The following is a 21,380-nucleotide window of genomic DNA, read 5'->3' as shown; positions in this document are numbered from 1 at the left end:
GAGGATAAACGAAAATGGAATTAAAAGAATTCTTAGTAGCATTATCAAAACACAACAAAACAAAAAGAGGTTTTCAGCTTCATTTGAACAGTGGAAATCTCGATGAAGAGGAAAGCAGCAAGCACATGGACGTTGAATTTAGCGATATGTATTTCACGAATTGTGAATTACTGAAAACCACGCCATTACTTTGTTTTTCAAACACTGAAAGGAATCCAATAGGACAATCAGAAGATGGGAAACCGCTTTATCCGTGTGAAGTCAACAGTTCCATGTACATAGACCTGTCAAAGATTGAGGCGATTGAGGATGTACAGGATTTTGAGGATTGGTTTGAATTTCCATCTGAGCGGTTAATCAATCTCTATATGTTCCCTGAAGATGATTATTTAGACGGAAATAGGAACGTGGTTTCAATCGGATTCATGGCTTAGGATAAGTCTTAGAGATAAGGTAGTTATTTTGAGAAATGATATTTTAGGCGGTATATCTGCAATTAGGTATATCGCCTTTAGAGAATATAGCTTAAAGGAAAGAAGATTTTACAGAAAAAGTGTAAAAGACATTCTTCAGAAGGAGAATATTTTTATAAAACAACCAAAGAATATGTATTCAAGAAAAAAAGGAAAATAAGGGAGTTGAAATTTATGAAAAATGAATTGACAAGAGAAACAATTAAACAAACAGTAGATGATTTCTTTGGGGAACATGAAGAAAAGGAATTGACAGTAACCGTATCATTGGATTCAAATAACAGGAAAGCAATCTGTAATTTCCATATTGCTTCAGAGATATATGAGATAGTGGAAGATTCTACAAAGACAGAATTGATTATAAGTAACTATGCGTCACCGTTAGTATCACTGATTCCTAACGATGTGACAATAAGATATGAAGAAGTTACAAGGTGTGAAACTACTGCTAGGACAGGAGAAACAAAAGATGATATTTTAGCGGATGTTTTGGAGATTGCATTTAGGAATGGTACAGTTATGGAACTTGGTTTTTTAAGTATTTAGTATGAACTGAAAAGGAGAATGATATTATGGGATTTATTGATGTAAAAGAAAAGGTCATTAAGACATTGGGTGAATTTTTGAATAGAAACAAAGAATATATAGTTGAAGCATACATAAGTAATACTGCTACAAGTCATATAATCGGGAGAATGTATGTTGCGACTGATAGGACATTTAAAACAGATGATAAAGGATTTACGTTGGAATGGGATAATAAGCAGGATATAACATACAATAATTTGTCCGTTTTATATGATGATATTTTGGCTTGCTATGATGAAACAGACGAATACGATCAACAGATGATATTTGTAATTTTGAAATGTGGAATATCCATCGACTTTGGATGTTGTGGAATGAATTGAAAAAGATAAAAGTACTATTCCGTCTTAGATTAGGGAAAAATTGTCAGGTCACTTGAAAATTTGCCTACTAAAATAAGACGGAAATCAGCTACTACTATAATATAACCTTTACTATAATATAACCAATTCTCACCTCAATATAACATTGAGTTGAGAATATATAGTTTTTAAATAATTTTTTACAGATAGGAGTGATTGTTTTTAGTGGATGTTGATATTGGAATACGAAAGGATTTACAACCACAATACACAGGTGAAGAAATTGCAGTATTTTTGATTTTAAATTATCTACAAAATGATAAAAACGAAAATTTATTTATATCTGTTGATGCTATAGGATATTTTCTTACTGGAAAATTTATTGATAGTCAAATTGATAAAAACCTTATTAAAGGTATCAAGAAAGGTTTTGAGGGTTTAAAAAAGGAAGAAGATGTTTCTATATTGGATCAGAACCGTAATAATTACATAATTAACAGTAAATCTTGTCGTGTAGATACTAAGAAAAATAATTTTATAATTGTTCATTTATGGGAAATACAAAAATATTTTCCTCTTTAGGAGCATACGGATTTAACGTATTGCGTTTCTTTGTAAATATAATCGGAACTATTAACAAAAACAGTAAATCATGGCACATGACACAAGATGATATGGTGCTTAATTGGAACTTTAGCAAAAACACGGTAAATGAATACTTGTATAAATTAGAAGAATTAGAACTACTATATACATTCCGTTCAAAAGCTAGAAAAGCTGATGAAACTTTTCATAGAGTAGGTAATGTGTATGGAAGATATTATGATAAAGAATTAGTGATACAAGAAGGAATACAATATCTCTCGACAGTTCCTAATCATCCAATTAAGCCATTTCATTTTAATAGAACATCAGTAAAACTCAAATATAATAATTTTCTACATGGTTCTAAAAATATAATTCCCTTGAAGAAGTAGAAAAACTATATAAAGAATGTATCAGATACAATGAGTCATTTAAAGATTTTCCTAATGATAATATTGATTATCTTGATTTGAGTGTGTTCAAAGAATATGGATTTGATATACCTATTTATGAAAATAAAAATCGAATAAAAACAAAATTACTTCTGATGATGATTGGGGAAAACCTGTTGCAATGGATATAGAAGATAATGATTTCTCTGTAGAAGAAATACTTGATATGCCAATAGAAAGTGATTTGCTATCAGAAGATAAATCTGTTGATGTAGATACCTTCCCTATGAATCCAGTAAAAACGATTACTATTAAAAAGAAAAAACAAAACAGAGAAATACCTTTAGATGTAAAAATTCAACAATATGCAGATTATTTGTACGAGGAACATGGTTATGGTACTGAATATGAAAAATCTATATTTATAGTGGAACTTGCAGAGAAATTTCCTGGACTTGAAGATTATGAAAAGTATTATAACAGTGCAAAAAAGTTACATGATTTGAGCGTGTAAATATAGAAAATGAAGAAGGAGAAAAAGAAGAGTGTTTAAATATGTATATGAGGTAGCACCTATTGACTTTATGGATGGAACAATACCAATCGAAAATTACGTTGATAGTATTATATCTGACTTATCATTGTATAAAGATGATTTGCTTGAAAATGTTTATGATGATGATGGAAATAATATCTGTATGAATGTTTTTGATGATAATTGCTATATGGTCAGTGAACACGCTTTTTGTAAATTACAGAAAATTGGGAAAGATGTAGAAAATATCTGTGAGTATTTTAACAAGAAGAAAATGAAAATAAACAGAAAAAGCATTAGGATATTTTCATCTCCAACAGAAACATATTGTACAGTTTCTTACATGATACAAACAGATAATAATGGAATTACATATATATTCTCTGATCTGTATTTTCCATTTTTGAATAAGAAAGATAATAATGTTGAGAAGTTTGATTGAGTAAAGGAGAATCACGAAATGATAAAAACGAGAAAAGTATATCGTGTATATAACGATGATGAATTATGGAGCAAGAAAAAAATTGATTTCTTTCATGGTATATGGTGTACAGATAATTTTGATTGTAGGAATATGAGTATGAAAGATTCCTTTAGCAATAGTAAATGTATAAGTGGAAGTATTATTGATGAAAGCATAAAGGAATGTTTAATATTCACGTTTTTTGACAAAGTAAATTATCCTGTTAAGAAAGATACGTTTATAGAAATAACATATGAGGATTTGTTGGAATATTGTGAAGAAGTTGAGATGATTGTTATTTAGGAGAGTAAGAGAATACATAAGGAGAACTAAAAATATATGGCATATGTAGATATAAAAGATTTAACGATAGATGAAGAGTTTGAAGATTTATTACCTGTTTTAACACCAGAAGAATTAGAAAAACTTGAAAAAAGCATTTTGCAGTATGGGATGTTAGATCCCATCAAGATATGGGAGGAACCAGATACAGGCGAATGGATTATCATAGATGGGCATAACCGTTACAAGATACTGAAAAAGAATAGTATCAAATGGCATTATTGGCAGGACTACAAAATTATGACCGAATTGGAGACAAGAGAAGATGTTAAACAATGGATGTTAGAGCAACAGCTTGGACGTAGGAATCTAACCGAAACAGAGCGATATGAGATAGTTCAGAAATTTAAAGATTTTTTCAGAGAAAAGCAAAAGAGAATCAATCATCTGGTGGTAAGGGCTTGACAAATCTGTCAAAAGTTAATACCAGGAAGGAAATGGCTAAAGCAACAGGTGTTTCAGAAGGTACATATAATAAGTTGGATAAAATTATGCAATCTGACAACGAGGAGATAAAACAAAAGGTTAGAGAAAAGGAATTATCCATAGACAAAGCCTATCGGATGGTAAAGAATCCAAAGCCAAAAGAAAAAGAATCAATCACACCAGAACAGAAGATTATAGAGTTTGATAATCGGATGAATGAGATCGACAAAGAAATTTCTTCTTTAAAAACTGAAAGAGAAACACTGATGCGTAGGCGTAGTTCTTTGTTTGAAGCATTAGATATTCCATGTGAATTAAAGTATGAGTTTGTGGAAAGAGATAGAATAGGGTTAAGTAGAGATTGTATATTTTATGTGGAGATTGAAGGACGTAAGCAAGTATTTGTAACCACAAGTGTTTATAGTGATGAATCACCCTTGGATTCATGGAGTTTCATAATGAGTAAAGTGCCAGAAAAATATAAAAATGACTTTATTATGTTATGGAAGAAAGCACATCATGAAGAAGTAGAAGAATTTAACAGACGATTAAATGAATTAAATAAAAGACAAAAAGCATCTGAGAAAGATGGTAAGGATTTTTACAAACAATGCTATAAGACATTAGCAAAGAGTGTACATCCAGATGAAGGTGGAAATATAGAAGCTATGCAATGCTTAAATCAGTTGAAAGTTATGTGGGGAATTTGATTGATTTTGGAGAAGTACATGTAGGAGGGAAACGGATATTAATAATTCAAAAATTAAATATTTGAAAGCAATTGATAAAATTTATGAGATAAAAAAATTTCATTTTTCTATATGACAATAGAAGCTGAACAAACGGATTTGACTGTTAATGATGTATCAGAGGATGAAACATGGGATTTGGAAGAATTTAAGCGGTATAAAGTGAAGTTGATTAATGGTAGTGGCAAGGCTGAGATTGTGGAATTTAGTGATTGGGTGAATGGGCGTAAGTGAGGTGGTGGGTGATTATGATAGTGCCTTTGAGTTTGAGGAATCAAAGGCACGGGGATTGTGGATGAATTAGCAGGCTTATTACATATTCTAAACCATATTTACTAATGCATTTATTTTGTTAATTATACTACGTTGTTTATTGCATGTTTTAGAAAGGGAATTATACCTTGCTTGCAAATTAGAAAATTGAGTTTTTAAATCTTCATAATCATAATCTCCACGTATCCAACCATCTAATTGATAATCATTTATAAATTCCTGGATTGTTGCAAAAATAGAAATTTTAATATCTTTTTCATCGTCAACAAATTTAATGATTTTAGACATTACGTGGTTTTTGAATTCATCATATAAATGCGGATTTTCCTGTTCATATACCATTTTACCTAATAAAGAAGTTTTATGAAGAAGAAATGAATCTGTAAGTATTACTGAAAAAACAGGGATATTTTGTGATAAAGCATATTCATATTCTAATTGTGTATAGCTTTTCCCTGATATAGATTCAATTGATCCATAGCGCCCACCTAGAATAAGCATATAAACGTCAGAATCGTTAATCCACTTTTTTATTGTTTCCAACTGTGATAAATTTCCTGCTTTAAATAATTCCATGCCAGCAGGAATATGTCCAGCTTCTAATACGGCTTGTACGGCAGCCTGACGTTCTTCGATAAGATCAGTATATGTAGATGAAACAAAAACTTGTAACTTTTTATTCATGATAGTTCCCTCTTTTTGTAGATGATAAACAAATTGTACCATATTTTGTCTGTAAAAAAAATTGAGTATTAGAAAAAGAGAAAATGTTATTAGATGGAACATTATATCAACAGAGAAAACCAATGAAATCACTCTTTCAAGTGATACAAAAATTGTCCTATGTGTTAGGGGTATATAGCGTTTTAAGGCATGATTTTGAGGGGTAGATTGGGAGGGTATGGAGTTGTTAGGTGGATGGGATTGGAGAAGTTATTAGGATGTGGGTAAGAAATTTTGTGAACGGATATAGGAGCTAAATGAAGAAGATGAGTGATGATAAGAGATACGAAAGGGGAGAGTATGAAGTTATGAAAGTAGATTTATTGCCACATAATCAGGAGGCATATGAGAAGATAAAATTACAAATTGCAGAAGGTAAAAAGAAAATTGCTATTAGTCATGCGACTGGCACTGGAAAATCTTATTTGATTGCTAAATTATTTGAAGATTATAGCGATTATAAGAAACTTGTGTTAGTTCCGTCTACATATATTGGTGACCAGATACAGGGACTTTTTGAAAAGTATAGTATTCAGAATGCGGATGTGGTTCTATACCAGAGATTAATCAGAATGTCGGATGAAGATATTGCTGCTATGGATTATAGTTTGATTTCTTTAGACGAATACCACCATGATATAAGTAAGGTATGGGGAAAGAAAGTAAGAAAATTAATTGACACACATCCAGAATCAATTATTTTCGGCACAAGTGCGACCCCTGTTAGGTCAGATGGCGTAAATACTATTGATGAATTATTTGAGGGGAATTGTGCGAATGATTTGCCCTTATCGGAGAGTATTGCAAAGAAAATCGTGCCACTTCCGAAATATGTCGGCGCATTATATACACTGGACGATGAATTAGAAAGGCTGCGAAAAAAGGTAGAAAATGCTACAAACAGTAAGGAAGAAAAGAAAGAATATTATAAGAAAATTAATACTATGCGTTCACAGATAGAAAAATCTTATGGTATGCCAATCATATTGAATAAGCATATAAAGAATCGGGAAGGGAAATATATTGTGTTTTGCAAGAATAAAACTCATCTTGCTGAAATAAAGGATACTGTGATTGGATGGTTTAGAACGGCAGGATTTAAAGATATTCATGCTTATGAAGTGTATTCAGATTATGAGAATAAGGATGCTGAATATAGGGCATTTTGTGATGATGAGAGTCATTCTTTGAAACTCCTGTTTAGCATAGCTATGTTAAATGAAGGTTTGCATCTTGAAAATATTTCAGGTGTGATATTGCTGCGTCCAACCAAAAGTAGCATTGTATGGCATCAACAGATAGGACGAGCTATTGAAGCTAATAATACAAATACGCCTGTAATCATTGACGCTGTTAATAATTTTTCGGCTGTTAGACAGGGTATGGAATTACTGAATGAAATTAAAAATGCTATTGCAAGAGAGAAAGAAAAAGATCCTAATTTCGATGATACTGGATTTGAGGATATTGATACGTTCTTTGTACTGGAGCAAGTGTTGGAAATCAAAGAAATGTTTGCTGGGATTGAGGGACGATTAGAGGGAAATTGGGATTTGTATATCAGAGCATTGAAGCAATATAGGGAGAGAGAAGGGGATTGTTTAGTGCCAAGAGATCATACTGAAATGGTTGATGATATAAGTGTCGCTTTGTATAATTGGGTGAGCAATGTGAGAATGGTAAAAAAGGGAAAACTAAGAGGTGCGCTTACTGATGAACGAATAAAACAATTGGATGAAATAGGATTTATTTGGGATACACTTTTGTATGAATGGGAAAATGGTTTAAGACATTTTGATAAGTATGTGAAAGAACATAATGGAGATGTGTTAGTGCCAGAAGCGTATGTGGATGAAGAGGATGGTTTTCATACGGGGTATTGGGTGAGGAACAAAAGGTCAGAATTCAAAAATGGGAAGTTAGAAAAAAATAGAATTGTTCAACTTGAAGAAAGGATTTGTATGGGATGTGAAAGAGTATAATTTTTTGTCGAAAGTTAATGATATTAAATTATTTGTTCAAGAGAACAAAAGATTGCCAAATTCAATGTCAAAAGATAAATATGAAAAGAACTTAGCATGTTTTCTTAATAGACAAAGGGATAATAAAAGAAAAATGGAAGGGGAATATCCAAAATGGGAAAAAGAGGCTATTGAATCAATAGATGGATTTGTGTGGAATCCAACACAGAATTATTTTCTTTTGGGTTGTAAACATTACGAAAGATATATAAAAATAAATAATAGTTTTAGTATTCCTAAAGATTACAAAACAGAAGACGGATTTAATTTGGATAGTTGGAATAGTTCCCAAAAAATAAATATAGAAAAAATAGGTTGACTGAAAATGAAAAGAAGACGCTTATGGAAATTGGATATATTTTTTCAGTTAATAATGATAATTTTGATAAAAAATTTGAGGTTTTAAAAGAGTATATGGAGGTTAATAATTGTGATTCAGACATTGCACAAGAAACGATCTTTAAAGGTGAAAAACTCGGTCAATTTGTAAGTAGTATGCGTTCAGCATATAAAAATAATAGTATTTCAGAATATAGAAAAGAAAAATTAGAATCTATTAACTTTATATGGGATGTAAAAGATAAGAAATGGGAGGATAAGTTGAAGTGGTTTAAGAAGAATAAGGACGAAAATGGAAAAATCAACATTTCCAAGAATGATATTAGTGTTAAAAGTTATTATTATTGGTTGATTGATCAGAGAAAGTTATACAAAAAGGGGCAGATGAGAGAAGATAGAAGAAAGTTATTTGAACAAGTAGTAATGAACTGATTTAAGTACAAGCATATATTCAGAGCCGATAGATCAGATTAAGATACTATTTGGCTCTGAGTGTTGCTAGTAGAGAGAAAGGGAATGGAGGGGTTGTTATAAATAAGCGATTATGCAATATCAGAAGTATTAATTTGAGTGAATTAACGCCAGAAAAGAAAGGTAATCTGCTAAGGCATAGTATAACAAAAGATAATGAGTCAAAAGTCATGGTGACAGAGAGTGAATTGTTAAGGATACTGAAACATCTGGAAGGGAAACAAATAACTGATAAAGAAGTTGATTCTATTATTTCCCTCAAAGTCGGTAAAAATACGAAGAAATATGATTACCTCATAGATAGGAACGGATACATAAAATTAGCAAAATATGAATGCAGATATGAAAAGCAATATGATAAAAAATCTGGAAATATTAAAAATGTAAAGAATGGGAAAATAACACATAGACAAGATAAAGAAGTTGAAGTTTTTAAAAGTATGTTGACAGGCGCAGGGCATAGCCGTAACTGTAAGTCACTATATATCAGAACTGATGTAGTGAACAGAATGAATAAGATCCTATTATGTGGTATCCCTCATAATATTTGCTATAAGAATCCTGCAAAATGGAATTCTTACTATGCTATGTGTACAACGGATAGTGAGCCAGTAAAAGAACCGCCTAATATTATAGTCATAGATGATTTTGAAAAATATGTATCGGAATGCATTGATGAAGTAGAAGAATATTTAGATTCTGATGGAAATAAGAAATATGGAGTAAACAATAATGTCAAACAAAAGGTCAAAATAAAGCCATTTGACGGTGCAGGGCTTGTTACTCCGCAATGTGCAGCAAAATGGGCATTGGAACTAAATATTCGTAATAAAAAAGGCAAGAGATATATTCCGGCAGCATTTCAATTTCGGGCGATCCCTGGAATTAAGGGTGAGGTGTTTGTTATTGATATTTATAAATTTATTGAAGAAAATAATGTCCGATTTGTACGTGATATTTGGGGTAAAATTTGGGACTTAAAGAAATACAGAGTAGATTGCATTTTGACGAAATCACAGTTTAAATTCTATGATTTGTATAATAGTTTTGAACATTGGAGAAAAGAATTTCAAAAGGAACTTTATGGATATAGAAGAACATTTAATATCTCGTCTTATGCAGAACATCCAGACGATTTGAAGAATATCACAATGCTTTCATATCAGCCTTTACAGACAGTATGCTTTACGGATGATGAAATACAGAGATTGACGAAATATGGAATTGAATTATATAGAAATATATGTACGGATATCAATGAGTTTATCAAGTATAGAGGAATTTTGATTGATGAAGAAGAACAAGTGAACCAGATATCAGAAGCAGTACCAAGTTATTATAAAGCTCTGCGCAAATGTCCTGAACTGTTTAATGACAAATATATATATGGAAAAGTCGAAGAAGACATTAAAAGATTGAAAAATGATTTGCTAGTTGGAAAGATAATTGTAAAAGGGAATTATCAGACTTTGACCCCAGATATCATAGGTCTATTACAATATGCGTTTAATATGCCTGTAAATGGATTGCTTAGAAAAGGGCAAATTTATTCATCTTATTGGACTATGAAGGGAGAAAAACAAGTTGATATAATACGTTCCCCGCATATTACCCATGAGCATAGGATTGGATATATACGGGAGTCTGAGAAAATGAATAAGTGGTATAAATACCAAACGACAGGTATTATTACCAGTATGTATGATACATATTTATTAGCACTTGGAGGGGCGGATACAGATGGAGATCATGTTTGTTGCACTCCAAATAAAGATATCATTAATGCAGTTAAACGTGAATTGGATAGTGGGCATGGGAGGACGGTAGTATTTAAGCAATGTGCTAGTAAAGGAAAAGATAGGAGCCTGCTAGTCAATGATACGGCTGGCATAATGAAAGTAAATAAAGATTCTTTTTCAAATGATATAGGGACTGTGATTAATGAAATCTCGAAATTATGGGCTATGGATCTGAAGGATGACATCAGAGATTCGATAAAGATTTGCAGTTGTATCGGCGGTCTTGTGATTGATTTCGCAAAAACAGGAGAACGTGCTGAAATTCCAGAGGATATTCAAGAAATTGTAAGTAAGTTAAAGAAGCCCTATTTTATGAAGTATCTACCACAGAATTTAGAACTTGCCGTACAGGAAGAAAATGCAATCAAAAAGCATATTTGAAATTTAATGAAAGCAGCGAAAATATAAAAAGCCTATATAGATTTAGTCCTTTAGGAGAAGGGAATATGGACAGGCTTTGTAAATATATGGAACATGAACTGAATTCCATTGGTAATCTCAATATCCAAATGAATAATAAAGAATTTGATTTTCATATGCTATTACATAATGTTCCTAAAATAAGCCGCAAGGTAAAAAAGATGTTGTATGGATTACAGGAAATGTATCAATATATAGGACAGGAGAAAAACCAAGAGAAAGTCAAAGGCCGTGAGTTGGCAAGGGAATATAGGTCACGATATAGATATTTCTTTGAATACTGTAAATCTGAACTTCTTTCATTAGATATAGATGTCAATGATCTAATTGATATGCTTATCATCATATATTATACGGATAAAGAATTTGTTGCAGAATCTAAGCAGAAGGATATCTTGTGGAATACATTTGGAGAGGAACTTATTAATCGTTGCATGGATGATTATAAAGTGGATGAAGAAAAGATAATATCTTTGAAAAATAGACAATATAAAAACCGCAGATTATATCAGAAGCATGTTTTGAAAAAGCAAAAGTCTAAGCGGATCACTGTCGGCACATTAGATGATTATTTTGATTCTGTTATAACAATAACTGAGGGAGATAGAAAAGTAATTAACCAGTATATAAAGTTAAATCCAAATATAAAAGGAACGAATAAGATTGATGCATGTAGGCTGTTTGCAGTTCTGTTAATGATAGTTAGAAAGACAGGAAATATGAAAATCACTAAATATTATAACAAGCCAAATGATATCACAGATTTATCATTATCAAAGCTGTCAGGGGTTGATAGAAGGAAGATAGAAACCCTATTGCAATGGTATAGACAACAAGGACTGATTGAACTTACTGTAATGCCAAATAGCAATGTTAATATGAAGTTGGACTTTGTTGAATATGGGGGGAAGATTTGGTTACAGGATAGTAATTATAATCATATTTGTGCTGGAATTAGAGATTACTATAGAAAATAAAAATCGTAATATTGAAGTGTTGGAATCCCTTATAAATAGGGCGTTTCAACACTTTTTTAGTTAAGTTTTGCGCAATACGATATTGGGGATAGAGTGACTTTTGAGGGTGAAATAATGAGAAATCTATATGATTGGAATGAAGAAATAAAGTTGGAGTTATGTTGAGGTAATTTGTAATTTGTCGAAAGGAGATGATAAGATGGAAACGTTAAGTCAAGTTGTTCAAAAGTATCTTGAAGCAAACGGTATTGAGGATAGATTTTTTGCAGACTTTATTGGATGTGGAAGAACGAAATGCAGTTTATGGTTCAAGGGAAAGAAAAGATTGACACCAGAACAATTACGGAAAACACATGAATTTCTTGCAGGTAAACATTTAAAAAGTCTGGATGAAATCATGAAATAGTAAAGGAGAGATAATTATAGTTACGATGGAATTGGATGAAGCATTACAAGCATATTTGATACAAATTTTAAATGAGAAATTCTATAGTACAACAGATCTTGAAGAATTAATAAAAATTAATCAGCTTTATCAATTATTAGGTCATAAAACAGAGTCTTGGTTATCAGCAATTCAGCCAAAGGATTCCAAACAAAAAAATTAGACAACTGAATATTGAAAAAACAGAAAACAAAAGGAGAATTTTTATTTGGAAAGTAAAAACAGTGTAGAGTTATTTGAGTATGCAGAGATAGGGAGAACCTATGCAATTCAGTTATCATCGGGTGCTATTATATCTGGTGGATTGGCGGTAAAATATGAGTATCTTACAGAAGAAGGAGTTCAGAAATCATACAGGATTACATTTGGTAATTCAAAGTATATCGACATAATTGAAGATGAGATAGAATCTATTCAACTAATTAAACCTCACAAAACGGTATTGGAATATCTTAAAGAATTTGAGGATAAACATGATGTTAAATGTTTTGATAATGAAGATAATGTATTGCCAAATGATAAAATTTTATCGAATTTATTGTTTGGGAAAGAACAAACATGGGATGATCTCCATGAGGACGAGAAAAGAGATTTTATTTCCTATTTGCAGTTGAGTTCAGATGAGGTTGTTACCTTGATTAATATTCTTGTGGATTATAAAGACGAAAACAAGAAATTGTATGACAAAAGGCAATCTACATTAGATGCTACATTAGAGTTTGTGAATCAGTTTGATGAAATTAAAGAGGTATTCCCTTCATTAGAAGAATTGATTGCATTTGTATATAAGAAGTCAGGAATCGAAACATTGGTTAATTCTATAACTAGATAGCAGTAGCGTAGAAAATAGCACAGAAAATATGTTCGACTTGTATTGCCAAAAGAATTAGAATATGGTAAGATATAGGTAGTTAAATTTGAGGCTTGGAGGTGCTGGTATGGGACGTAAGATCTGTACAGAATGTAATACAGTTTTTGAAGATAAAGTATTGATTGATAAAAATTCAGAAAATTGTTTGGTATGTGGTGCCTCATTACGTGATATGGACGAACCTCAATTAGCACCGGAAGAGAATGATAATTCTTTAATTACTTGGTATTATTATTGCACTGGGAGAGGGTTTTATTTAAGTGATGAACCTTTAGAGGGGTATCGCTTGGAATATAAGTTTAAAGCACCGAAGGATTTAGACAAAGCGAAGGAAATTCTTAGAAAAGAATATGATTCAACAGCTTTTGCGACTCCTTCTGTAAGTACCAAACCAGAACCCGTAGTGCGTTGTCCTCGTTGCGGATGTACTTCAGTACAACTTGTCCCCAAGAAATGGTCGTTTTTAACAGGCTACCGTACAAATTCTGTAAATAGGGTTTGTGTAAATTGTAAGCATAGATGGTAAAATGAATATTTAATATAAAAATGAAAGAATATAGCAAAGAGAGATTATTTCATAGTAGTCTCTCTTTTATTATGCAAAAAAGAAAGGAAATGATATATAGTATATGAGCGAATTTGAAGCAAGAATTAAAGCAACTTTAGATACCAAAGATGTTGAGGCGAAGTTAGACAGTATTACAAAAAAGGAACACGAAGTAAAACTTAAAACAGGTTTTGATGAGAAATCTACACAAAAGGTTTTTGATGAAACACTTAAGAATACACAAAAGAAAACAGAGAAAAATCCTGTTCAAGTACCTATTGATTATAAAGAAAGCAAATCATCAAGCCTATTACAATTAGCAGACAGAGCAAACCGTTTATTTTCCTTATTTTCTAATGCAAATGCAATAGACTGGAGTGCAGATCAGATCCGTGACGCAGTGAGTGAATTGAAAGAGATGGACTCAATCCTTACAGAGATTTCAAAGACATCAGATAGCACAGCATCAGAATTAAAGGCATTGAGCAATGAATCATTTAGCATTGCTTCAGAATACGGTCGTAAAGCTACAGATTATTTAACTGCTGTCCAAGAAATGAGCCGGAGTGGTTTTTATGGCAAACAAGGTGAAGCAATGGCAGAATTATCTATGCTAGGACAAGCAGCCGGAAATATGAGTTCTGATGTGAGTAATTCATATTTATTGGCAACCTCGGCTGCCTATGATTACGCTGGTTCAGTTGAAAAACTCGGCACTGTGCTTGATGGGCAGAACGCTATCACTAATTCCTTTTCCGTCAATATGACCGATATGGGACAAGCAACTTCAAAAGCTGCATCTATGGCTGCACAAACAGGCGTAGAAATTGATGAATTATCTGCGATTATTGGAACAGCAGTAGCCAGAACAAAGCAAAACGGTAATGTGATTGGAACTTCATTGAAGAGCCTTTTTGTAAATCTGCAAGATACATCTAATGAGAAAATAGTAGACACATTTAAAGCATTAAACATTTCACAAACGAAATTTGTAAACGGTTCTGAGCAGTTAAAAACGCCTATTGAGTTATTGAAAGAGCTTTCCGTAGCATATGACAGACTTCCAGAGGGAGATGTCCTTAAAGCAGATATTTTGAGAAATATAGGACAAAAACGACAAGCCAATGTATTAGCGGCAATTCTTAGTGGGATATCTTCTGGTGACTACCAAAAAATGACGGATACTTACTCTCATGGAAAAGGATCTGCTATGGCCGAGGCTGAGAAATCAGCAGAAAATCTTGAGGGAAGGCTAAACAGTCTTTCAAATAGTTGGACAGAGCTTACTAGTAAATTTGCCCAAACAGACGCACTGAAGGGTGGAGTATCTTTTCTTGATGGAATTGTATCTAGCATGACTGATCTTCAAGATAAACAGCTACTTTTACCAACTATGATATCTTCATTTATGGCATTGCGGAACGTATTTACTGGAAAAGGAATTGATATTGGACGTGATAAGAATGGAAAAACGAGTATTGGCGGGGATTTGTTCGGTATTAATCTTTCAGCCATAAAAAATAAAAAAGCTGGAAGGAACATTTTTCAGAATGTAATAGTTTGCTATCTGAGTGGAATGATTTATGCTTAAAAGGAAAAAATGATTTAAATTCTTTTCAAACTGGTTTAAGTAAAAATGATGATGAATTTAGAAAATATATTTCTACAATCCAAGATGGATCCAGTTCACTTGACGGCTACAAAGAACACTTGAAATCAACTGGTGTAGAATTCGAGAAAGCATTTAATCCGAAATCATTTTTTACAAATTTCGCAGTGGGCTTTTTAGCATCGGCTGGAATCGAGTTAGCGTTGGCGGGAATTACAAAATTGGTTGATGATGTAATCCATAGACAAGATCGCCTTGCTGAATCAGCAACAGAAGCAACGTCCGCATGGAAAGAAACAAACAATGCCTTATCTGACCAAATTGCAAAATACAAAGAACTTAAATCAAAATTAGATTCCGGCACACTCTCCCAATCCGAGGAATATGAGACACGTCAACAAATCCTTGATATTCAAATGCAGATAACCGACCAGTATGGAACACAAGCAACTAATATTGATTTAGTGAATGGCAGTCTCCAAACACAGTTAGGGTTATTACAGCAGATTTCGGCTGAAAACGCAAAAGAAACTCTGAATGAGAACAGGGAAGAATACAAGAACGCCAAAGAGCAGATGACAAAAGATAGGAAATATATCCTTGGCAATACGAGAGCTATTAATCAGGATAATCTGCGCAAAGATATTGAAAGTATTGTAAAATCTTTTGAAAAGGAAGGAATTTATTTAGAAGAAACTGATGACGGTTCCGGTACAAAAACAATATTCTTTGATGGTGATGCTTCACAAGCAGATGAATCAATTAATGGTCTTATGAATAAGATCGAGGAATTAAAATCTAAATACACTGATGAAGACAGTATTAATGTTTTAGATTACATATTAAACCAATCTGCCCAGTATTTGAAGCAAAATAAGGAAATCTTAGATAAGAATCAGGAAAACTATAAAACATTTCTTCAAATGGATATGCTATCAAAGGGCACGGGCAAAGGTTCTGTTGCAGATATATTTAACCAATATGCAGAAGCAGTTGATAAATACAATGAAGCCCTTTCCAGTGGTGATAAAGATGGTATCAACAAAGCGCGTTCTGATTTCTCCGCCATGAGTGATGAAGTGGATAAACTTCTCTCTAAAAGTGAAAATAGTTCTTTCAAAACCCTGTTTGATGATGTGGCAGACCAGTTAAATACTGCAAGCATTAAATCAATGGAATTTCAAGAGGCATTATCCGGTACTTCAAATAAGAAAAACCAGTTTCATGATCTGTCAGATGGTATCAAAGACGCTTCGGAAGGGCTAGAATCCTTGAAATTGGATGCGGTTGATGCCATGGATGCCCTTGTAACAGGCGGAAAACAGGCGGGAGAAAATGAATTATGGACACTTGCTAAGGCATGGGGGTTAAGTGCTGAATCTTCCAAGGAAGAGATACAGGGATTTATTGATGTATTAATACAGGCTGGTTTAGTAAGTGGTGAAGTTGCGAACAGTGCAGAAAGTGCTTCTAAATCTTTTGATTCATACTCAACATCCGTACAGAAAGCAAAAGAAGAATTAGAAACCTTGAAATCAATCATGTCCGAATCTGTTTCGGGAGCAGGTATTTCCGCAGATAATGTGGCTGCTTTTCGGGATATGTTCGGTTCAGATGCGGACAAGGCTCTTGAAAAGACGGCAAATGGATACCATCTGAATAAACAAGCATTAGCCGAATTACAAGTACAGATGGACAGAATGACAAAAACGGATTATCTGTCAGCCCTAAGTGACCAATATACAGAGTTACAAAATATAGAAGGTCAGATTGCCGCCGCAGAACTTCTCGGACAGGATACATCAGGATTAGAAGCGTCAAGGAATGGGATACTTGACAATATCGCTTCCCTACAGGATTTGCAGTACCAATATGAGGCAGCTACTTCTGCTTACCAGCAATGGCAGTCTGCTATGTCAGGCGGAGAAGAAGGAGACATGTATGATTCCATATATGGCAATCTTGAAAAGGCAAAGGATTTATATGATAAGGGGCTTACTGGTACAAATGCATTCCGTGAATTTGCTGACCTTATGTCCAACAAAGACTTATCATCTGCATCAAATGAAGAAATTATAGCTGCTTATGAATCTGCAATGCCGGTTATCAAGAGATATTTTACAGAAGGCCAAGAAGGTGCGCAGAACTTTTTGACAGATATCCAGAATATCAATCAAGAATGGGCGCATATGAATAATGATGGTTCGTGGGATATTAACTTTGGTATGGGACAGGATCAAGATATTGCCAATGAGCTTGGCATGGATGTGGAAACCGTACAGGCGATTTTAAGGAAGCTAAGTGACTATGGGTTTGAAATAAATCTTGATGAGCCAACAGCTTCACTGGAGACATTGAAATCACAAGCCGAATCTGCAAATGAAACGTTAAGCAGTTTGGGCGATAATGTAAATATTGACCTTGGGGCAGATTCCTTTGAGGGAGTCGATAGCCAGATTTCTTCTGTAAAAGACTATATAAATGAGATTAAAAATTCCGATTTGGATTTAGATGTGAAGACGGATAAATTGGATGCCGCAAATTCAATCTTGGAATATCTGGTTGCACGAAAGCAGGAGATAGGTAAAAGTGAAAACGTTGATATTACTCTTAATGTAAATGAAGAAGAACTACAAGCCGGATATAATGTTTTGAATCAATTAAAGTCAGATTTATCCAATATCCAGGGCAAAGTAGGAATAGACACAGCAGGGTTACAAACAGATATCAATAATTGTGTTGCTCAGATTGAAAGTATGTCACCAGAGATGAAAGTCGCACTAGGAATTCAGGGAATGTCAGTTGAACAGATCAAAGCAGGTCTATTGGATGGCTCAATACAGGTTCCCGTAAGTGCAGATACCGCACAGGCAAACAGTAATATTGATACTGTAAAGAATAATAAGATAGATGATAAAAAGTTCAATGTTACGGCTAATACGAGTCAGGCATTGGCATCAATAGCGGTTGTCAGGGCTTATTTATCAGGTATTACAAATAAATCCGTTACAGTAACGGTAAATAAAGTTACAAATGAGACTACAAATAAATCAAGTGGAGCAGCCCCCGCTTCGAGTGGTGGCACACATTCAGTAAATGGAACCGCACATGCGCAAGGGACTGCATTTGCAGGTGGCAACTGGGGAAATCCTATAGCTGGTAAAAAGTTAGTAGGGGAGTTGGGTAGAGAAATCGTTGTAGATCCTCACACGGGAAAATGGTATACAGTCGGTGACAATGGTGCAGAATTTATTGAGCTGCCTAAAAATGCGATTGTGTTTAACCATATACAGTCAGAGAATTTATTGAATAATGGACATGTAGTAGGCAGAGGAAAAGCACTTGCAAGTGGCACGGCATTATCAAGTGGAACAGGTAAGTTTAATGTTGGTGGTAGCGGTAGTCAATCTACATCCAAAAAGAAACCATCCTCAAAACCTTCTTCATCCACCAAATCCAACTATTCCAAATCTTCCTCCAATTCATCCGATACATCCGAAAAGGCAGAAGAATTCAAAGAAACCATTGACTATATTGAGATGAAGATTGACCGTATTGAGCGTCAGATCAAAAATCTCGAACGTGTAGCTGGAAGTGCTTATAACACCTTCTCCAAAAGGAACACGGCACTCCGTAACCAGATTTCAAGCATCACTGAAGAAATCTCAACTCAGCAGGCCGGATATGACCGTTATATCCAACAGGCAAATTCTGTATCCTTATCCGAGAATTATAAGAATCAGGTAAGGAATGGCGCGATTGACATTAGTACAATTACTGATGAAACGCTTGCTGAGAATATCAAAGAATATCAAGAGTGGTATGAAAAAGCCCTTGACTGCCGTGACGCAGTTGAGGAATTAAAAGAATCCGTAAGGGATCTCTATACAGAAGCATTTGATAACGTAGTCACCCTATATGACGGTATCCTTGGTCAGCTTGAACACAGGCAGAATATCCTTGAAGGTTACATTGACCAGACTGAAGCACAGGGATATATCATCAGCACGAAGTATTATGATGCTTTAATCTCCAACGAATTAAACAAACTGAAGGATTTAACAAAAGAACGCCAGGACTTAATCAATTCCATGAATGACGCAATCACAAATGGAAATATTGAAGAAGGTTCTGAGCAGTGGTATGAATTCCAGAGTGAAATCAATGACGTAAACGAAGCCATCCAGGAAGCCAATACAAGCCTGATTGAATTTGGTAATTCCATCCGTGACATCGAATGGGAAATCTTTGATAAGATACAGGATCGGATTTCTGGTATTACAGATGAAAGTGATTTCTTGGTGAAACTCCTATCTTCCAACAAACTGTTTGACGATAAAGGACTTATCACGGATGAAGGGAAAGCGACCATGGGACTGCATGGAGTTAATTACAATACTTACATGTCCCAGGCTGACGAATACCGCAAAGAGATGGAGAAGATCCAGGCTGAACTATCAAAAGACCCATACAACCAGACCTTAGTTGACCGCAGGAAGGAATTGCTGGAATTACAGCAGGAATCCATCCTTGCAGCCGAGGATGAAAAAGAAGCAATTAAAGATCTTGTTGAAGATGGAATTAATAAACAGCTAGAATCTTTGCAAGACCTCATTAATAAGTACAATGACATGATGGATGCACAGAAAGACATGTACGACTATCAGAAAGAAATTGCTGAAAAACAAAAGAAAATCAATGAGGTTGAAAAGCAGTTTTTATCATTCCAAGGTGATGATTCCGAAGAAGGTGCTGCTACCCGTCAGGAACTAAAGAATGAACTGAATGAACTCAAAACCGATTTGGAAGATACACAGTATAAGAAAGCGATTGCAGAACAGAGGAAACTTCTGGATGAACTGTATACAGAATATGAAACTGTTTTGAATTTAAGACTTGATAATATTGATCTTCTGATTATGGATGTAATCGGAAATGTCAACTCTGAAGCATCTGCTATTCGTGATACCCTCGTTTCTGAAGCTGAAAGTGTTGGTTATAAGCTGACAGATACCATGACAACGGTATGGACAGACAGCACGAATAAAATTACTGGTGTCATCACCACTTATGGTGATAAGTTTACATCCTCTCTCACTGGTGTTCAGACAGCCATCAATGATTTAAAAAATCTTATCCAGCAAGCCGTAAACGCTTCAAATGAACAGGCAAAGACAAACATTGACAATGCAAATAAGCAACAAACAGAACAGACCTCCAGACCATCCATTTCCACACCATCAGCTCCAAGTGTAAGACCATCTTATTCTAATGGCGGCGGTGATGGTGTCCCAAGAGTTGGTGATGCGGTTACATTTGCAAGCGGGAAATATTTCTATAGTTCTGATGGATTGAATCCTAACGGAAGCCAGATGTTAGGTCAAACTGTATATATCACAAAGATAAATAATAAATCTTGGGCAACGAAACCATATCATATTTCAAGAGGTTCTAGGCTAGGCTCAGGAGATCTTGGATGGGTAAGTCTTAATCAGCTTAAAGGATATAAGAGTGGTACGGAAAGTGTTGACAAAGACCAATGGGCATGGACAAATGAAAATAACCAGCCTGAGACGGTCATTAGAAAATCGGATGGTGCAATCCTTACCAGAGTACACCGTGGCGACCAGATCTATAATAGTGAGGCAGCGAAAAACATTTGGGATTTGGGAAACCGTCCTGGAGAGTTTATCAACAGGTTCCATCCTAATGCCCCATCGGCTGAGAATCTGCAGCCTGTAATACATGAGAAACCTGCTACTACTATTCAGAATGAGATACAGTTTAATGTGAATGTTGACCACGTACAAGATTACAATGATTTTCTTAGGCAGATGCGGAAAGACCGTAAATTTGAAAAGTTGGTACAGATTATAGCATTGAACCCAATATCAGGGGGGTTGCGTAGCTCTTTTGAGAAATTTAGTATCCAAATTTAGAGAGAGTGGTTTCGTTCTTCTAAGTAAAGGTATAACAAAGGGCATTGAAAATTAGTTTTCTCTGCCCTTTTATGTAGTAACACGACAACAA

At 34.1% G+C, this 21,380-nt stretch carries 24 protein-coding genes; 23 read left to right on the top strand and 1 reads right to left on the bottom strand.

The window, feature by feature from the left end:
• Nucleotides 1–14: 14 nt before the first annotated feature.
• The 12 genes from GN277_RS12865 (at nt 15) to GN277_RS12810 (ending at nt 5,089) form a co-directional block, all read left to right on the top strand.
• Nucleotides 15–434 (top strand): hypothetical protein, encoded by a 420-nt coding sequence (locus tag GN277_RS12865; RefSeq protein ID WP_159751405.1) that lies wholly within the window; start codon nt 15–17, stop codon nt 432–434.
• A gap of 28 nt (nt 435–462) precedes the next feature.
• A complete protein-coding gene (locus tag GN277_RS12860) occupies nt 463–633 on the top strand; it encodes a hypothetical protein (RefSeq protein ID WP_159751404.1) in 171 nt (56 codons plus the stop codon).
• A 14-nt stretch (nt 634–647) separates the two neighbouring features.
• Nucleotides 648–1,019, top strand: coding sequence for a hypothetical protein (locus GN277_RS12855; RefSeq protein WP_159751403.1), 372 nt, complete (start codon nt 648–650; stop codon nt 1,017–1,019).
• Between the two features lie 26 nt (nt 1,020–1,045).
• Entirely contained in the window at nt 1,046–1,384 is a 339-nt protein-coding gene (locus GN277_RS12850; protein WP_159751402.1) for a hypothetical protein, read from the top strand.
• Nucleotides 1,385–1,588: 204 nt separating this feature from the next.
• Nucleotides 1,589–1,945: a hypothetical protein gene (locus GN277_RS12845; protein ID WP_159751401.1), complete on the top strand. Its 357-nt coding sequence runs from the start codon at nt 1,589–1,591 to the stop codon at nt 1,943–1,945.
• Nucleotides 1,915–2,340 (top strand): hypothetical protein, encoded by a 426-nt coding sequence (locus GN277_RS12840; RefSeq protein WP_159751400.1) that lies wholly within the window; start codon nt 1,915–1,917, stop codon nt 2,338–2,340. The genes GN277_RS12845 and GN277_RS12840 overlap by 31 nt, the downstream gene beginning before the upstream one ends.
• Nucleotides 2,341–2,521: 181 nt before the next feature.
• Entirely contained in the window at nt 2,522–2,854 is a 333-nt protein-coding gene (locus tag GN277_RS12835) for a hypothetical protein (protein ID WP_159751399.1), read from the top strand.
• A 31-nt stretch (nt 2,855–2,885) separates the two neighbouring features.
• Nucleotides 2,886–3,317, top strand: coding sequence for a hypothetical protein (locus GN277_RS12830; protein WP_159751398.1), 432 nt, complete (start codon nt 2,886–2,888; stop codon nt 3,315–3,317).
• Between the two features lie 18 nt (nt 3,318–3,335).
• Nucleotides 3,336–3,641, top strand: coding sequence for a hypothetical protein (locus GN277_RS12825; RefSeq protein ID WP_159751397.1), 306 nt, complete (start codon nt 3,336–3,338; stop codon nt 3,639–3,641).
• Nucleotides 3,642–3,677: 36 nt separating this feature from the next.
• On the top strand, nt 3,678–4,085 hold the full coding sequence (locus GN277_RS12820) for a ParB N-terminal domain-containing protein (RefSeq protein ID WP_159751396.1): 408 nt from the start codon (nt 3,678–3,680) through the stop codon (nt 4,083–4,085).
• A 32-nt stretch (nt 4,086–4,117) separates the two neighbouring features.
• Entirely contained in the window at nt 4,118–4,816 is a 699-nt protein-coding gene (locus GN277_RS12815) for a hypothetical protein (protein ID WP_159751395.1), read from the top strand.
• A 111-nt stretch (nt 4,817–4,927) separates the two neighbouring features.
• Nucleotides 4,928–5,089 (top strand): hypothetical protein, encoded by a 162-nt coding sequence (locus tag GN277_RS12810; RefSeq protein ID WP_159751394.1) that lies wholly within the window; start codon nt 4,928–4,930, stop codon nt 5,087–5,089.
• An 87-nt stretch (nt 5,090–5,176) separates the two neighbouring features.
• Here the strand turns inward: GN277_RS12810 and GN277_RS12805 are convergent, their stop codons facing one another.
• Entirely contained in the window at nt 5,177–5,812 is a 636-nt protein-coding gene (locus GN277_RS12805; RefSeq protein ID WP_244324700.1) for a DUF4062 domain-containing protein, read from the bottom strand.
• A 305-nt stretch (nt 5,813–6,117) separates the two neighbouring features.
• Between GN277_RS12805 and GN277_RS12800 the strand changes: the two genes are divergently transcribed.
• From GN277_RS12800 to GN277_RS30195, 11 genes are all read left to right on the top strand, one after another.
• A complete protein-coding gene (locus tag GN277_RS12800; RefSeq protein ID WP_159751393.1) occupies nt 6,118–7,833 on the top strand; it encodes a Helicase associated domain protein in 1,716 nt (571 codons plus the stop codon).
• On the top strand, nt 7,796–8,191 hold the full coding sequence (locus GN277_RS12795; RefSeq protein WP_159751392.1) for a hypothetical protein: 396 nt from the start codon (nt 7,796–7,798) through the stop codon (nt 8,189–8,191). The genes GN277_RS12800 and GN277_RS12795 overlap by 38 nt, the downstream gene beginning before the upstream one ends.
• Before the next feature lie 23 nt (nt 8,192–8,214).
• Entirely contained in the window at nt 8,215–8,643 is a 429-nt protein-coding gene (locus GN277_RS12790) for a helicase associated domain-containing protein (RefSeq protein ID WP_159751391.1), read from the top strand.
• Nucleotides 8,644–8,777: 134 nt separating this feature from the next.
• Nucleotides 8,778–10,862, top strand: a complete 2,085-nt coding sequence (locus GN277_RS12785) for an RNA dependent RNA polymerase (RefSeq protein WP_159751390.1) — start codon at nt 8,778–8,780, stop codon at nt 10,860–10,862.
• The gene (locus tag GN277_RS12780; protein WP_159751389.1) at nt 10,859–11,878 is read left to right on the top strand and encodes a hypothetical protein; all 1,020 of its coding nucleotides are present in this window, start codon (nt 10,859–10,861) and stop codon (nt 11,876–11,878) included. Before GN277_RS12785 ends, GN277_RS12780 begins: the two co-directional genes overlap by 4 nt.
• A gap of 199 nt (nt 11,879–12,077) precedes the next feature.
• Nucleotides 12,078–12,284, top strand: a complete 207-nt coding sequence (locus GN277_RS12775; RefSeq protein WP_159751388.1) for a hypothetical protein — start codon at nt 12,078–12,080, stop codon at nt 12,282–12,284.
• A 25-nt stretch (nt 12,285–12,309) separates the two neighbouring features.
• Nucleotides 12,310–12,486 carry a hypothetical protein gene (locus GN277_RS12770; RefSeq protein WP_159751387.1) on the top strand — a complete coding sequence of 59 codons (177 nt, stop codon included), beginning with the start codon at nt 12,310–12,312 and terminating at the stop codon, nt 12,484–12,486.
• Nucleotides 12,487–12,531: 45 nt separating this feature from the next.
• Nucleotides 12,532–13,155 (top strand): hypothetical protein, encoded by a 624-nt coding sequence (locus tag GN277_RS12765; RefSeq protein WP_159751386.1) that lies wholly within the window; start codon nt 12,532–12,534, stop codon nt 13,153–13,155.
• A gap of 106 nt (nt 13,156–13,261) precedes the next feature.
• Nucleotides 13,262–13,720, top strand: a complete 459-nt coding sequence (locus GN277_RS12760; RefSeq protein WP_159751385.1) for a hypothetical protein — start codon at nt 13,262–13,264, stop codon at nt 13,718–13,720.
• Nucleotides 13,721–13,823: 103 nt separating this feature from the next.
• The gene (locus GN277_RS12755; RefSeq protein ID WP_159751384.1) at nt 13,824–15,332 is read left to right on the top strand and encodes a phage tail tape measure protein; all 1,509 of its coding nucleotides are present in this window, start codon (nt 13,824–13,826) and stop codon (nt 15,330–15,332) included.
• Entirely contained in the window at nt 15,302–21,289 is a 5,988-nt protein-coding gene (locus tag GN277_RS30195) for a coiled-coil domain-containing protein (protein WP_244324699.1), read from the top strand. The genes GN277_RS12755 and GN277_RS30195 overlap by 31 nt, the downstream gene beginning before the upstream one ends.
• Nucleotides 21,290–21,380: the final 91 nt, after the last annotated feature.

This window comes from Sporofaciens musculi, assembly GCF_009830285.1.
GTDB classification, from domain to species: Bacteria; Bacillota; Clostridia; order Lachnospirales; family Lachnospiraceae; genus Sporofaciens; species Sporofaciens musculi.
The sequence above is the reverse complement of the archived record's forward strand: the minus strand, read 5'-3'. Positions and strand labels throughout refer to the sequence as shown.